The organism is Microvirga sp. KLBC 81 (assembly GCF_003075415.1).
GTDB lineage: Bacteria > Pseudomonadota > Alphaproteobacteria > Rhizobiales > Beijerinckiaceae > Microvirga.
On record NZ_QDAH01000039.1, the window covers coordinates 39,856 to 54,308 of the forward strand.

7 protein-coding genes and 1 pseudogene are annotated in these 14,453 nt (G+C 60.4%); 4 read left to right on the top strand and 4 right to left on the bottom strand.

Features of this window, described 5'->3' with window-relative positions:
* Nucleotides 1-227: 227 nt before the first annotated feature.
* The 3 genes and pseudogenes from DC522_RS20835 to DC522_RS20850 form a co-directional block, all read right to left on the bottom strand.
* Nucleotides 228-737, bottom strand: a pseudogene (locus DC522_RS20835) (IS6 family transposase); the annotation flags it as partial.
* Nucleotides 738-976: 239 nt separating this feature from the next.
* On the bottom strand, nt 977-6,277 hold the full coding sequence (locus DC522_RS36140) for a Ulp1 family isopeptidase (protein WP_245444384.1): 5,301 nt from the start codon (nt 6,275-6,277) through the stop codon (nt 977-979).
* Between the two features lie 270 nt (nt 6,278-6,547).
* Nucleotides 6,548-8,788, bottom strand: a complete 2,241-nt coding sequence (locus DC522_RS20850; RefSeq protein ID WP_116530546.1) for a hypothetical protein — start codon at nt 8,786-8,788, stop codon at nt 6,548-6,550.
* 196 nt (nt 8,789-8,984) lie between these two features.
* Here DC522_RS20850 and DC522_RS20855 point away from each other — a divergent pair, with 196 nt between their 5' ends.
* The 3 genes from DC522_RS20855 to DC522_RS34330 all read left to right on the top strand — a co-directional run bounded on the left by DC522_RS20855 (nt 8,985) and on the right by DC522_RS34330 (nt 10,184).
* Entirely contained in the window at nt 8,985-9,683 is a 699-nt protein-coding gene (locus tag DC522_RS20855) for an IS6 family transposase (protein WP_116530547.1), read from the top strand.
* 69 nt (nt 9,684-9,752) lie between these two features.
* Complete coding sequence (locus DC522_RS37340; protein ID WP_116530548.1) at nt 9,753-9,884, top strand: trypsin-like serine protease; 132 nt, start codon at nt 9,753-9,755, stop codon at nt 9,882-9,884.
* A gap of 108 nt (nt 9,885-9,992) precedes the next feature.
* Nucleotides 9,993-10,184, top strand: a complete 192-nt coding sequence (locus tag DC522_RS34330; RefSeq protein WP_133239331.1) for a hypothetical protein — start codon at nt 9,993-9,995, stop codon at nt 10,182-10,184.
* Between the two features lie 349 nt (nt 10,185-10,533).
* On the opposite strand, the gene DC522_RS20870 is transcribed toward DC522_RS34330, so the two are convergent.
* Entirely contained in the window at nt 10,534-12,477 is a 1,944-nt protein-coding gene (locus tag DC522_RS20870) for an NAD(P)/FAD-dependent oxidoreductase (RefSeq protein WP_116530550.1), read from the bottom strand.
* 795 nt (nt 12,478-13,272) lie between these two features.
* On the opposite strand from DC522_RS20870, the gene DC522_RS20875 reads away from it, so the two are divergent.
* Nucleotides 13,273-14,430, top strand: a complete 1,158-nt coding sequence (locus tag DC522_RS20875) for an IS630 family transposase (RefSeq protein WP_371680114.1) — start codon at nt 13,273-13,275, stop codon at nt 14,428-14,430.
* Nucleotides 14,431-14,453: the final 23 nt, after the last annotated feature.

A 14,453-nucleotide genomic window follows, 5' to 3' on the forward strand; every position in this document is an offset into this window, starting at 1 on the left:
TCCGGGGTCACCCGAGCCCGTTCAATGTAGCAGAACCAGCCCTGCCGATCCACTCGCCGGTAGGGGGCGAGTACCGCACGCACTCTCATCGCCCAGGTAGACCGGCGAGCCTCTCGTCGCGCCCAGACCCACTCCAATCAAACAGTGAATGGTTGGACGCAGACGACCGCAGGGCAGCGGCGAAAGACAAAAACTCTGTCTGGCGTCGAAAGCAGCTTGTCAAATACATCCGTAAGGTAGGGACTTTGTCGGATCCGGATTGGCTTCAGCTGGCGCCGAGATCGATCCCGAAGCCGGTCTGTTGTGTCACAGGACAGGACGGCTTCCCGGTTCGTCTGGCTGCCGTCGATCACGATCTGCTCGGGGCGACCGTGCCGCTTCAGCGCCTTGCGCCGGAACTGTTTCGCGGCAGCCAGATTGCGCCGCTCGCTGAACCAGAACTCCACCGTATCGCCATTGCTGTCGATGGCCCGGTACAGATACATCCATCGCCCGCGCACCTTGATATACGTCTCACCCACATGCCATTTCCGGCTGACGGGTCGCTTGCATCGATTGAACCGCTCGAGAAGCTCGGGTGAGTAACGGACCACCCAGCGACCCACCGTGGCGTGATCAACAGAGATGCCGCGCTCGGCCATCATCTCTTCGAGATCCCGCAGGCTCAGGCTGTCAGCGAGATACCACCGCACGCCAAGCAGGATTACCGACCGATCGAATTGCCGGCCCTTGAACATCCCGCGTCACTCTCTCTCTCTCGCCTGCGCAGACCATAGCCCCGCGATAGGAAAGAATGAGTTGCGGCAGTCCCCCCGCCGATCGACTTGTTTCTCGCCAGCTTGCCAACGATCTGAAGAGCGCGCATCTCGACCGCCGGACCGGCCTGATCCAAAAGCGGAGCGAGGTGTTGTCCTGATCCGCTCGCTCAGGCGAGCCCACGGTCTAGTGTCCGGGAGAGCCGCTCCAGCCAGCTCCATTAGCCCAAGCCGGGATGAGCCCGAAGTCGGTCTTGGAGGGACTGCCGATTGGCGCGGAGGTTGTCGAGGTGCAGCGGCTCATGCTCTGGCCGCTCTCCTTGCGCCAACCGACTAACCAGCGCTCGCGTGCCGTCCACGACAAAGACGCCGCAATCATAGTCGTTCTGCTGCTCGGCCATGTCGGCTGGCCTCAGGCTGAGGCCCAGCCGTTTTGCGAGCTGTGCTGCACGGTCTTCGTTGCATCCCAGGATGGAGTCGTAGTGATAGGCGACCGGCCGTTGCCGGTTTCTGCGATCAACGAACAGCAGCGACCAATGGGTGCCGTGTTGATCAGGACGATCGGCATTGTTCATTGGCAGAAACAGGAAGTCGGCTGTATCATTACCATTCCGATCGATGAGGCGCTGGAATCTGCGTTGCGCGTCGCTATCGACGGCCGCCAGGCGCACCTGATAATGGGCTACAAGAGGATCCACGAGCTGCGTCCGGGCGGCGAGATCCGGATGGTTCTCCTCCAACCACTGCTCCAGCAGCTGGTAATCCCTGTGGATATGCTCGTCGCCCAGCCATTCCGTGGCGCCGAGCTCTAGTCCGCTGCGGCCGTGGGAGGAGGCTGTCGGATCCAAAGCCCCGATCTGAGCATCGGCGGATGTGCGCGGGAAAGGCGCATAATGTGCATCATCACGCAGCTCCTGCGGTGTCGGCGCATTCAGATCAATCAATGGCTCAAGACCAGCGTAGGTGTCTGAGCGAGCTCTGGCAGGATGCGTTGGCGCAAAGTGAGCATCGTCGCGCAATTCGGACGGTGTCGGCGCATTCAGATCAACAAAAGACTCTAGGCCGCTGCAGGTGTCTGAACGAGCCCTGGCAGGATGCGCCGGCGCAAAGTGAGCATCGTCGCGCAATTCGGACGGTGTCGGCGCATTCAGATCAACAGATGGCTCCAGCCTGCCTTTAGCATGTGACGGGGGCCTGGATGGTGATGCTGGTTCTTGCAGCTGTTCACCCAACCAAGCCCAAGCTCCCGCGCTCGGGCTGGCTGGCGTTGAGGGAAGATCCTGCGCCGAGCCGGAATGCCGATCGCCCTGCGCGGCCGGCGAACTCGGCTGCTCACGGGCTCGCAGCCCCAGCTCTCGGTTCGCCTCGACGAGTTTTAAGTAGCTGCGAAGATGCGACAAATCGGGACCGACCACTCTGCCTCCAGTGCGTTGGAAGGCTACCACATCGTTGTCCAGCGTTAACTGCTCCTTGCTGGAGCCGTTAAGTCGCCCGGTTATGGTCCCCCTGCCATTTGCTTTAAGCCACGCACTCAGCGCACGAAGACGTGTAGCCCGCTGCTGCGCAGACTGCCTCAGCGCCGCAGTCGGGGTTCTAAGAGCTTTCAAGGCTTGGCCGAGCGCGCCCTCGATGAGGGGGGCGTCTTCGGGATGAGGAACCAGGTGACGGGGGCGACCAAGGACTCGGGGTTCGGGTGCTTCGGCTCCTTCACCCCCACGCAAGAGCCGCCGGAGATGATTCATAACCGATTTAAGGCGGTTCTGAGGGTCCCGCCCCGGGCTCCTGTAGGCCGAAATTTCCTCGTCCAGTGATGAACCGTCTCGCAACCGAGAAGCTAAAGGTCCCTTGTTATTTGCTTGGAGCCACCGAACAAACGCCCCAAGCCCGTAAACACTGTTATTGATCGCCCCTGGGGTGATCTTGCGCTGCTCGGCGTCTACCCGGAACTTTGCCAAGAGCTCCGCGTCTTCGGCAGGAAGCTGCTCAGGCGGCACCAAGACGGACCGTGATGGGCTGCCTTCCACCATCACCGAAAGCTGATTCTGAGCGTGACCCTTCGAGACGACCAATGGCCAACTGACGGCGTCACGCAATGCGTTGTGCTGCCTAGCGGTGTCTCGGACATGCCTCGCTACTGGATGTGCCGCTGGGGCGTATTCGTGCGCACGCGACGGCATCGGAGCTTGCCTCTGCGATGGTGACGCCCCCAGTTGATGGGATGGGGTCTGCATCAGCTGCCGCTCAACGGCGACGTCCTGCGGATTGCTTAGCGTCTTCTGCCTCTTCGCTGATCTCAACTCCCCTGTATCATGCTCATCGCTGATGCGAATCTGCGCGCCTGGCACGAGGGTGTTCCTGTGACGTTCATCCGTCAGTTCGTGGTCATGGTGGCGCCAGTTCGAGGGACGAAGGGACTCTGTAGGATCCAATGCCAGGCCATGCCGCGGTGGCTGAAGACACGACGATGCACCGGCTTCATCGACCGTCCCAAAAAACAAATCCTGATCGTCCCCCTCAGAGAGTACCGCTGGCCAACTGAAAGCTGGCTGCGACCTGCCCTGCTTAGCCGCGGCCTCAATGCCCCCTGCCCGGTCAGTGATTGACGCGACTCCGCCCGCCGACTGGGAGGCCCGGAGACGATCTAGTGCGGTAAGAACGGGCCGCCTCCGACTTTTATCGAACATCGCAGCGTCGCTGCCCAGCGACTCGTCGTTAAGCCGAGCCGCGATTCCTGGCTTGTTGTTTGCAACGAGCCACCGGCTGAATCTGCGAAGAGGACGAGCATAATTCGTCTCAGCGGTGATCTCCTTGTACCCCGCCTTAACGAGTGCGTCTTGAAGTCCGGAAATCAAGGGCGCGTCTTCGAAATAAAAAGGGGGACCGTTGAGTTTTCTCGCTCCCGCACGGAGATGATCAAGTGCCGCGCCGATACTTTTGTGACCACCGGCGTCCTTGTAGCGCTTGATCGCTTCATTCAGCGGTTCGTCCGCATTCCATGTCTCCTCGTGAAGCCGAGCAGCAATGCCCGGCTTGTTGTTTGCGCGCAGGTAGTGGCTGAAATCCGTGAGAACAGTTGCATAGGTTTTGGCGGTATTTGACGTTCCGGCCGTCACTGCTTGTTTTTTGTACTCTTTGATGAGAGTCCCGTCCTCGGGATAAGGAGTCAGGTCAGCGCGGCCTGCGATCGGTACGACTCCTCCCGTCGACTGAGAGGTCCGCAGATGAGCTAGTGCCCAACGAACGTTCGCCGTCCCACGTTGTGTTATGAACTCCTCGACATCCTTGTCCATCGACTCGTCATGAAGCCGATCAGCAATGCCCGGCTTGTCGTTTGCAAAGAGCCAGCGGCCCAAGCTGAGCAGATAACCGACGTTGCTCGTGGCGGTGCTCTCGGCGGCTCCACCCCTGAGGAGCGCCTCCTTAAGCCCGGAAATAAGGAGCGCATCTTTGGCATAAAGCGGCTCCTTGGTGCGACCTACCAACACCCCATTTGACTGAGCAGTCTGCAGCGCTGAGGCGCCCAGCACCGCCTCATCCTCTTGGGCATGCAGCGCTAGGATTTCTTCGTGCCCACTGGCCAGCATCATGGCCTGTGCGTCCAATGATGATGCACTAACCTCATTGGCCCAGGACTGCATTCGCACGCGGCTCCGCGAATTGCCGATTTCATTCGGCTGCCGCCCAATGGCAACGCCTCGCGTCGGTCTCGAATTGGCTGAGTCATGCTCATCGTTGAGGATCTCCTCGTCTGACAGGAAGTTGTTCCTGCCTGACGCACCCATCAGCCCGTCCGCAGCCCTGTGGTGGTCGTGCTGCCAGTTCACGTGATGAAAGCTCGCTTGTGCATCAGGCGCCTGGCGGCGCGCGGTTGGCTCCAGAGGTGACGAAGAGCGGGGTTCGTCCATGATCCCCCAAAGCTGATCCTGATCGTGACCTTCCGCAGGGAGAACCTCTGGCCAGCCGCCAGCTCTCTGCGAAGCGCTGTGCTGTGCAGCGCCATCCACGATACGGCTCGGCTCCATGAGCGCCGCATCTTTTGGATCAAGAGCAGGAGAAATATAGCGCCGAGGCTGCACCGCCGAGGCGCCCAGCATAGCGCCACCGCTTGGCGCGAGGTTGTCTTCGTGCTCTGCCTCCGATGGCGATACGCTCAGTTGATGGGTGGGGGCCAGCCTCGGCAGGCGACCGCCTAAGCTGCTGATTTCGCTAAGCTGCCGCTCAATGATAGCTCGCTGCGGATTGTTTAGGCCGCTCAGCCTTTTCGCTGGGCTCGCCTGCGCTGCGTCACGCTCCTCGTCGATGAGGACCCCGTCTGCGAGGAGATCGCTGCTAGCAAACGCACCGGTCAGCTCGTCCGGAACCCAATGGTCGTCGCGGGGCAAGTTCAAGTCACGAAAGGACCCTCCGGCATCCGCTGCCTGTTGATGGTGCGCGATTGTCTCGAGAGGTGGCGAGGAGCTGCGTCCGTCCATTGTCTCTAAAAGCAGATCATGCTGGTTCGCAGGCAGAGTCTCCGGCCAGCTGATAGCTCCGGTCGACCCGCTGTGCTGCGCAGTCGCGGCCCAGGTCCGTCTCGGCTCGGCGCGAACCGCGTCTTCGAGATCAGGAACGGGGCGAATATGACGCCGGAGTTCCATCGCTCTAGCACCCGCCGGCGACCTCAGGAGATGAGCCAGTGCGGCCCCGGCTTTGCTGCGGCCACGGGAGTCCGCCTCCTTATACCGGCTGACATCTTCATCCAGGGAGTCGTGGCCAAGTCGAGCAGCAATGCCGGGCTTATCGTTTTCACGGAGGTAATCACTGAAATCGGTAAGAAGAGTTGCATAGGTCCTGGCGGTGTTGGCGGTGTCTGGCGCTGCTTCTTCCTTGTACCTTTTGATGAGATCCGCATCCTGGGGATAGGGATTCAGCTCAACCCGGCTTGCAATTGGCGCGATGCCGCCCGGCGATTGGGAGGCTCGAAGATGATCCAGTGGCGTAGCGACGGCCTGCCCCTCCTGCTTGCCGAACTCCTGGGCATCCTTGTCCAGCGACTTGTCGTAAAGCCGGGCAGCAATGCCCGGCTTTACGTTCTTTACGAGCCAATGCCCCAATCTGAGAAGACAAAGTACATTGCGCCTGACGGTGCGCTCGGAGGCCCCAGCCTTGATGAGTGCCGGCCTCAGCCCCTCAATAAGAGACGCATCTTCGGAATAAACAGGATCCAGGCTGCGACCTGCGAAAACCAAATTTGCATAGCCGGGCGGCCGCGCCGACGCATTCAGCATCGTTCCACCGCCTTGACCGTGCGGAGCCGGCGTATATGGATGCCCGCTCGCCCGCATGATGGGCCGCGCCTCAGAACGCGATGCATCCGCTTGATGGGCGCGGACCTGCATGAGCACGGGAGCGGACGGGACAGCGACCTCGCTCAGCTGCCGCTGAAAGGTCGCCGCCTCTGCCGACGAGTCGGCCGGAGAGGCATCTTGCGCGTCCACGCTATCCGTTTGTTGACGCGCCCGATTCATTGAGACGAAGTTCATCTGTACTCACTTTCGAAGCTGAAGGGCCAGGAGCGCTGATCGTATGCGCCTGGACTTGAGCCGACCCATCGCCGGCATTTGACGGTTCAGCTGCCAAGTGGAAGGAAGTCGGGGTCACGACGCTCCCGATCGAATTTCGTCGGACCCCGTTGTCGATCTGTTCGAAGGAGCCCGCGCCGGCTTCGAGCTCATCGAGGATTTCCTCTCGGTGATAACGGTCTGCTTGATGGTGTCACCACAGCGACGCTCTGGCGCGAGACACTCAGGTAACTACATCCCGAGGCGCGCGAACTGCATCGACGCGTGCTCCGCCTCGGGAAGGGGGTACCACGGGGCGATGCTCAACAACGACTTACAGAATGCAGGCGTGAGCTTGCCACGGTGAATCACGACGTTCTCGTGACCCATTGCAGCCCGGGCGTTCTGCCACTGCCGATTGTGGCCGCGCTGGTCATTGGACTTGACGTGGCAAGCGGCGAAGTCGGCATCATCCAGCATCGCCAACTGCCCCGCATGTACCGGACGCTTCGTATGGATGTGCACCCACATCGGGCTTGGCATCGCCCCATTGCGCAGCGCTTTGGGCTGCAGCCTGATTTCGAACAGCGTCCCTGGCTCGCCCTTCAAGGCGCGCGGTCGATCCACAGGCGCCAGTTCCTCGGCCGCCCGGAGCTGTTCAATGTACTTCTGCGACGGAAAGGTGTAGGTCTTCGTGCAATCGATCATGATCGCCGTCTTTCGCGCGTTCAAAGAGTTCGCCTGTCCCTGCACCTCGGACAACATCGCCTTGAGCCGGACTGTTTTGTCGTGCACTTCGCGCACTTGCGCAGGCGTGAGTAGGCCGCGTCGGCGAGGCTCCTCCAGCGCGGCTACACAGGCCTCAATCTCGGCGGCCTGCGTCTGCAGGCGCTTAACGACGAGATCCACGACGTGGTCGGCGTCCTCGGGCTTCATCTGGCGCGCTTGCGAGACGGCGCTTTGCTGAGCCGGCAGATCGAACTGCAGCAGCTCGTCCAAGCGCTTGAGTAATCCGGTCAGTGCTTTCCTGGAGGGCGGAGCCTGCCACATCTCCAGATGCCCGGTTGCCGACGATGACGCCCTCGCGTGTGCCTCCTCCGCGCTCGCGAGTTTCTTCGTACCCAGATCCGAGAGTACAATAAGCTTGGCTGTCGGGGCAGTGTCGGCGTCGCGCCTGGCGAGCTGCGGCTCGGGCAGCCCGGCCGTCGAACTCCCCTCGCCTGCGGCCGGTGTGCGCTTGCCTTTCCCCTTCCTGCGCGCCGCGTGGCCCTCAGCCACTACGGCAGTATTTTCCAGTATCGCAGCCCGGGCCGGCGGTTCAATCACGGCTGGCATCTTTGGCTGCACTGCCAGGAGTTGCGTGACTTCGTGGGCGGTGACCCATGCACCTTCCACGATCTGGTCCAACAGTTCCAATGGAAGTTCGGCACCCGTTCCCGCATCCCTTAACCTTGCAACAATGCCGTGCACCCCTGACGCAAATTCCGAAAGCCGCTCCATGACTCCTTCTAGAACGGCGCAGTGCTCTGCGTCGAGTGCGCGCCCTTTGCTGTACAGAACAGCGTCGGACGTCGAGAGGAATGCCGGGAAAACGTCCTCGATGAAGGTTCCCAGCAGATGCACCCGCCCGTTCGCACCCATGAGGATTTCCCTCACGGCTGGTCCGACCGTGCTCGCCTGAGACTCGATCATAAGTCGCGCGAGAGCGATCCGCGAGTGCAGATACATGCACTTCGTATGAAGTGCCCAGCCGGTATGCAGGCGTAGTGCCGCCTCTTCGGCCTTCCGCATCTCGGGCGTGGCGCTTGGCAAGTTGGCGGTGGTCGCGCAGACGGACTGCATCCGTTCCGAGCGCAAGACCTTCTTTCCCCACCACTCCATGCAGGCCAGGTAGTGCTTCGCCACACTGGATACCGCTCGGCTCAGCTGGTCGGGCGGAGCGTTGTCAGCTCGCATCTTGTCGAGCACGTCTGCTGCTTTCTTCCTGCGCGGCTCCAACTCGTAGATAGTCGCGGTAGCCAGTTTGTTGCATTGGTCCGCCGCATCGAGCGTCTCATCGCGGAGTCGGCGAGCCTGCTTGTCGGACAGAATGCTACGCGCGGTATCTCGGGGCAGGCTCGCGTAGTAGGCCAGAACTTCCGAGCCTGCCTTGACGACTTGATCGATCAGCTCTTGCGCCTCCGACGGGTTCCGGGCTTGCGTGGCCGCATTACGACAAGCATCAAGGTCCTCACGCAGACTGCGCATTTTTCGGTTCGCTGCCTTGATCTCGTCGCCTCTTGGGGCTGCCACACCCGAAGTTGGTGGCTGGCTCACGAGCGGCGCCGTTCTATCGTGAGGCCCAGAGCCCATCCGCTCCACGACGGAATCGAACGATTGGCTGCCTTCCCCAGGGGCGGGACCGGGCTCCGGGCCCGAACTGCTCGATCCCCACGTGCTGTCGGCTCCTGCAGCCCCAACGTGCGATTTCCCAGCTCGGCCAATGCCCGTCATATTCCACCTCCAATCAGGTCGAGAATGCTCAGTCTGCCTGGATAGACTGGCTGGCTGACGAGTAGCTGACGAAGAGCGTTTTTTCCGGATGCACAAGAAAACCCAGATCACCGTGGGTTGCAATTCGGATCTGTCGCAACTCTTTCTTTCCTAGCGCGGGGCTATGGCCCGCACTGGCGGAAGAGGGTGAGGCAGGATGTTCAAAGGTAGGCAATTTGATCGGTCAGTGATCCTGCTCTGCGTCCGATGGTACCTGGCTTACAATCTGAGCCTGCAAAATCTTGAGGAGATGATGGCGGAGCGCGGTGTTGAGGTCGACCATGCGACGATCCATCGGTGGACGGTGCGCTACGCCCCGCTCCTTCTCGAACAATTCAACCTCCGCAAGCGGGTCGTCACTCGGAGGTGGCACATCGATGAAACCTATATTAAGGTCCGCGGACGGTGGACCTTTCTCTACCGCGCCATTGACAGCCACGGTGACACCATTGAGTTCTGGTTCAGCGAGCGACGCAATCTCGCTGCCGCCAAACGCTTCCTGAATAAGGCTCCCAAGCGACATGGCCGTCACGAGAGGATTGTCATCGACGGCAGCCAGACCAATCGTGAAGCGATCCTGTCCTGTGATACGACAGACAGGCTGCCGGATCGATCACGACATCAGCTGAAGCCGATCCGGATTCTCCAGAATCGCTACCTCAATAACCGCATTGAGCAGGATCATCGTGCCATCAAGCGGCGGGTGCGTCCGATGCTTGGGTTCAAGTCCGTGGACAACGCCCGTGCGATCTTGGGCGGGATCGAGATGGTTCACATGATGCGCAAGGGACAGGCGAAGTATGCCCATAATTGGCAACCATCGCTCACCGATCAGTTCGAGCAGCTTGTCGCATAAACATTTCATGCGGCTTTGGTATCTTTCTGTTCTCAGCCATAACTTACGACAAAACCAGGCAATAGACCAGTGAACGCCATCTTGGTTGGAATCGTATCAACTGGGGACGATTGTGGAACGCCGCTGAAGTACGGTGTGTATACGCGTGTGTCGTCTGAGCGCGCGTGGATCATGAATGTGATGTCAAAATCCGGTAACTGAGGCGGCGAGTCGGGATGCGGGCAGGGTGGAAAGTTCACGTGGCCGCGTCTATCCGGCATCGAACATGTCCTCGGTAATCCGGATGCCCCGCGGATGGAGGTGGCCCTGGTGCGGCAGCCATCGGTGACTGCGGTCATCCTTGGCCAGCACGCCCTGCCGGTTGAGGTTCTTGCCGCTTCCGGGAGGGTTGATCTCGACGAGTATGTTGAGATCCTGTTCTTCGACGACGTCGTTGATCGCGCGAGGAAACGGATAGCCGTTTACGAAGATCGGCTGCGGGTCGACCTGAGTGGGAGTTAAGAGCGATGGAGATGCACGACATCCCAATCTACGTGGACAGGCTGATGCCCAAGAACACCTCTGGCCCTCAATCGAAGGCGGCCAACGCAATTTCATCGGCGGCTTGGCGGCCGTGCGAGACCAATTGAGAGACGAGCACACGAACTTGCTACACGAACTTGTCACTCGCATAGCTCGCCGCGACCAAACGCAACCTGAGGCTGAAGTTCAGTCAGACTTGCGACAGTTCCTTCTCACAGCGCCTTTCGAGCTCGACGAGGGGAGCGTCTTGGCAGCATAATGCCGATGAGGCGGCCGCGGTCAAGAAGGTCGAGGCCGTAGTTGCGAGCGGGGGTCGTTGACCGCCCTCTCAAACCGCTTCATCCGAAGCCTCTAATCGGGAACCAACCTGCGGCACGGTACGGTAGTCACCGAGATCCGCCTCCTTCAACAACTTCCAATAATCCACCAGACGCCAAGGGCTATTTGTTACGATTCGCCCTCGATCGTTGCGGAAAAAAGTGGACATGCCGGCATGGCTCCAGATCATCTGCTGGTGCATTTGTTGGATCTTTCGGTTGTAACGTTCATATACATCTTGCCGGCATTCTACTTCGACAAGCGTATTCTCGCCCATCTGGCGCAGAACACTCAGCACGTAATCGATTTGGCTCTCGATTGTGAAGATGAAGCTGCCGCGATGGCCAAGCGCCGTATTGGGGCCGTAGAGCATGAAGAAATTCGGGAACCCCGGTACAACGGTGCCAAGGTACGCCTGACAGTCATCATCGTTCCAGACCTCACGTACCGTCCGACCATTGCGTCCGATCACCTGAATCGGAAGTAGATAGCGTGTGGTATCGTAGCCCGAGGCGACGATGACAACGTCTGCCCCATGCGTTTCACCATGAATCGTATGGATCGACCTGCCCTCAACACGCGCAGCGGCTTCGTCTACCAGCGTAACATGTGGCTTCAGTAGGGTTCTGTACCAGCCGTTGTCTAGGAGCATCCGCTTGCCGAACGGCGGGTACGACGGGATGACCTTGGCGACAAGGTCAGGGCGCCCCGCCAGCTGTCCCTCGATGTATCGTGTGTAAGTCTCGCGGTCGCCGTCGTTGACCGCATTCACGGAACGGTCCGGATGCGGCCAGGCCGGATCCTTCTGCAGGGCCTCGTGCACTTCACTGTCGAAAATCCAACTCAGCCGGAGCCTGTACAGCCATTCGTAGTGTGGCACCTCGCGGAACAAGAACTGCACCGGTTCCGGAACCGGCTTTTGAAATTTCGGGAAGGGCGCCGCCCATTGGCGTGAGCGCTGGAAGATTGTCAAGGCACCCACCCGATCTGCAATGGCGGGAACAACCTGCATTGCCGAAGCCCCATTGCCAATCACGGCCACGCGTTTACCGTCGAGCGCGACTTCTGGATCCCATTCCGAGGTGTGTACCACCGGGCCGTCGAAGTCGCGCAGGCCCAAAACGTTCGGCCATTTCGGCGTGGTGAAACCCCCCACGGCCGAGAGGACAACATTGGTCACGAGGTTTTCTTCCGTACCGTCGGGCAAGCGTAACCGGGAGTGCCAAGTTAGGCTCTCTTCGTCATAGCGGGTGACCAGGCACTCGGTGCCGTAGCGGATGGAGCTCTCGATCCCAAAGTCGCGGGCAACACGGTTGAAGTAGTCGTCGATTTCCTTTTGTAACGGGAAGAACTTGCTCCAGTCGCCACTGGCGAAAGTGTAGGAGTAGAGATGCCCGGGCGTGTCCACTCCGCAGCCAGGATAGTGATGTGAGTGCCAGACCCCGCCGGTGCTGTCTTGCTTTTCGATCTGGATGTAGGAGATGCCCAATTGTCTTAACCGAACCGCGGCTGCGACACCGGACATACCCGCCCCGATGATGAGCACACGAAATCCCTCCGGCAAGGACACCGGATCCGGAATGGCGCCTGAATATCTCCGCAGCTTATGAATCATCATGTCAGCGTATTCTGGCGGGATAGGCTCGGCCTCCGACACAGTCAGCATGCGGATCAACTCTTCTGCCGATAGGTCCTGCTTGGCGACTTGTGCGCCGCGGCGCCAAGAGATGATCGCGGCCAGTGCTGCATTGCGGATCTTTGTCTGCAATTCGGCCGCGAGCCCCCCTGAATCGTTGTCGCCCCAGCCACTCTTCACGGGAACAAACGGCGGGTTGAGCCAGTACTCCTTTCCTGTGAACTGGTACAGAAGGAGTAGTAAGGTTGGGATATTGGCCGAAGGGAGCGCATCGGCGATGCGTTGGCGGAACAGGTCGAGGTCCGCAGAGTTAGCCATGATTTAGGTTCCTACTGTTGCATGTATCCGGGGCCAGCCCCAGACGCTGCACTTCAATGCAAGTTTCTGCCTCGGCTTCGCTGTGGTTTCCGCAATCGGCATTAGGGAAGCTTCGGCAAGCCAGTTGCCGAAGCTCTGATCCAAATCGCGCTTGAGCGCGTCGGCATCGATCACTTCTCCCACGCTCGCGGCAAGATTGCAGCGCCCGAAACCGGCTTATGAAGCGAGCCGAAGGTCGTGACGGCGGGGGGTTTCTCGGCGCCCTCGTGCCGCTAGCCGGGGCACGACAGCGGAATATGGGCCTGTGCTGCCTCGACCAGGCGCGAACAGCCAGTTACTTCTGCATCTGAAACGATCCGCTCCTTGATGATCGGAAGTAGGGCTCGGCAGAAACCGTTGTGCTAGCATGTCGATATCTCCGCTCGATAAGTCGGTCCGTGGCGTGTCCTGCAAATGCCTGGTAGCAATATGCATGCCAAATGAAGAACTCTTTCTAATACAACGAAATGGCTCAAACAGGCGGTCTCGCATGTCCAGCATTGTCGTACATCGAACGAGCCTCAACGCGACATGACCTACCGCAGTCTGACGCACTCCGCGCCCAGGGCCCTGTTCGACAACGCCGATGTTGGCGGCGAGCGTCTCCACCGTGAACGAATCACGATTTTTGGGGCGCTGCAGCCTTGCGAGATAGGCCTGCGCGAAACTGTGGTTTTGGGGCTCCCAGTGGTCAGTGCCTGACAAAAGAATCCATTTGCGGATTCCCCTCGGCTGGCGCGCATGCGAGGCTAAGGGATGCGCACTGGCATCTCCATCGTCCTTACCTCCTCCGACCGGCAGCGACTTGAGGCGGTCATCGGCAACCGGAACACGGCCCGGAAGCACGTCTGGCGGGCGGCCATCGTGCTGCTGAGCGCCGATGGCGTCGGTACCGTCGAGATCATGCGCCGGACCGGCACCTCCAAGACCTGCGTCTGGCGCTGGCAGGAGCGCTTCATGCACGAGGGTGTCGAGGGGCTGCTGCGCGACAAGACCCGCCCGTCCCGGATCAAGCCGCTCGGGCCTGCCGTTGCCGAGCGGGTCGTCCGCCTCACGCTTTCTGACCCACCGGCCGAGGCCACCCACTGGACCGCCGCCATGATGGCCCAGGAGAGCGGCATCAGCGCCAGTGCGGTGCGCCGCATCTGGCGAGCGCATGGCCTCCAGCCGGATCGCTATCGCCAGTTCAAGCTCTCCAACGATCCCAAGTTTGCCGATAAGCTCAGAGACGTGGTCGGGCTCTACGTCGACCTACCCGCTCATGCCATCGTGCTCTCGGTTGATGAGAAGAGCCAGATCCAGGCGCTCGACCGCACCCAGCCCGGACTGCCGCTGAAGAAGGGCCGGCTCGGAACCATGACCCATGACGACAAGCGTCATGGCACCACCACGTTGTTTGCGGCCCTGAATGTCTTGGACGGCACCGTGATTGGCCGCAACATGCAGCGTCACCGGCATCAGGAGTTTATCCGCTTCCTGAACACCATCGAGGCCCAGGTGCCGGCGGGTCAGGCGGTGCACGTGATCCTCGACAACTACGCGGCGCACAAGCATGCAAAGGTGCGATCTTGGCTGGATCGCCACGAGCGCTTCACCTTCCACTTCATCCCGACCTCATGCTCGTGGCTCAATGCGGTGGAGGGCTTCTTCGCCAAGCTGACCCGCCAGCGGCTCAAGCGCGGCGTGTTCCGTTCGGTGGTCGATCTTCAGGAGGCCATCAACCGCTACGTTGCTGAAACCAATGCGCGTCCCAAGCCCTTCACTTGGACGGCCAACCCAGATGAGATCATCGCCGCCGTCCGGCGCGGGCATCAAGTGTTAGATTCCATCCATTCTCTCATGATTGCGGACAAGGGGTTTATGAGACCTGTGCGCGGGTGGCCTCGACCAGGAGCCTTTTGGGTGGTCCAATAGGGCGGATGCGTATGACGGGAGCA

Bases quoted from the DNA above. Each gene is read 5' to 3' on its own strand.
- DC522_RS20855 (WP_116530547.1), top strand. From the start codon at position 8,985: ATGTTCAAAGGTAGGCAATTTGATCGGTCAGTGATCCTGCTCTGCGTC.
- DC522_RS36140 (WP_245444384.1), bottom strand. From the start codon at position 6,277: ATGAACTTCGTCTCAATGAATCGGGCGCGTCAACAAACGGATAGCGTG.
- DC522_RS20870 (WP_116530550.1), bottom strand. From the start codon at position 12,477: ATGGCTAACTCTGCGGACCTCGACCTGTTCCGCCAACGCATCGCCGAT.
- DC522_RS20850 (WP_116530546.1), bottom strand. From the start codon at position 8,788: ATGACGGGCATTGGCCGAGCTGGGAAATCGCACGTTGGGGCTGCAGGA.
- DC522_RS20875 (WP_371680114.1), top strand. From the start codon at position 13,273: ATGCGCACTGGCATCTCCATCGTCCTTACCTCCTCCGACCGGCAGCGA.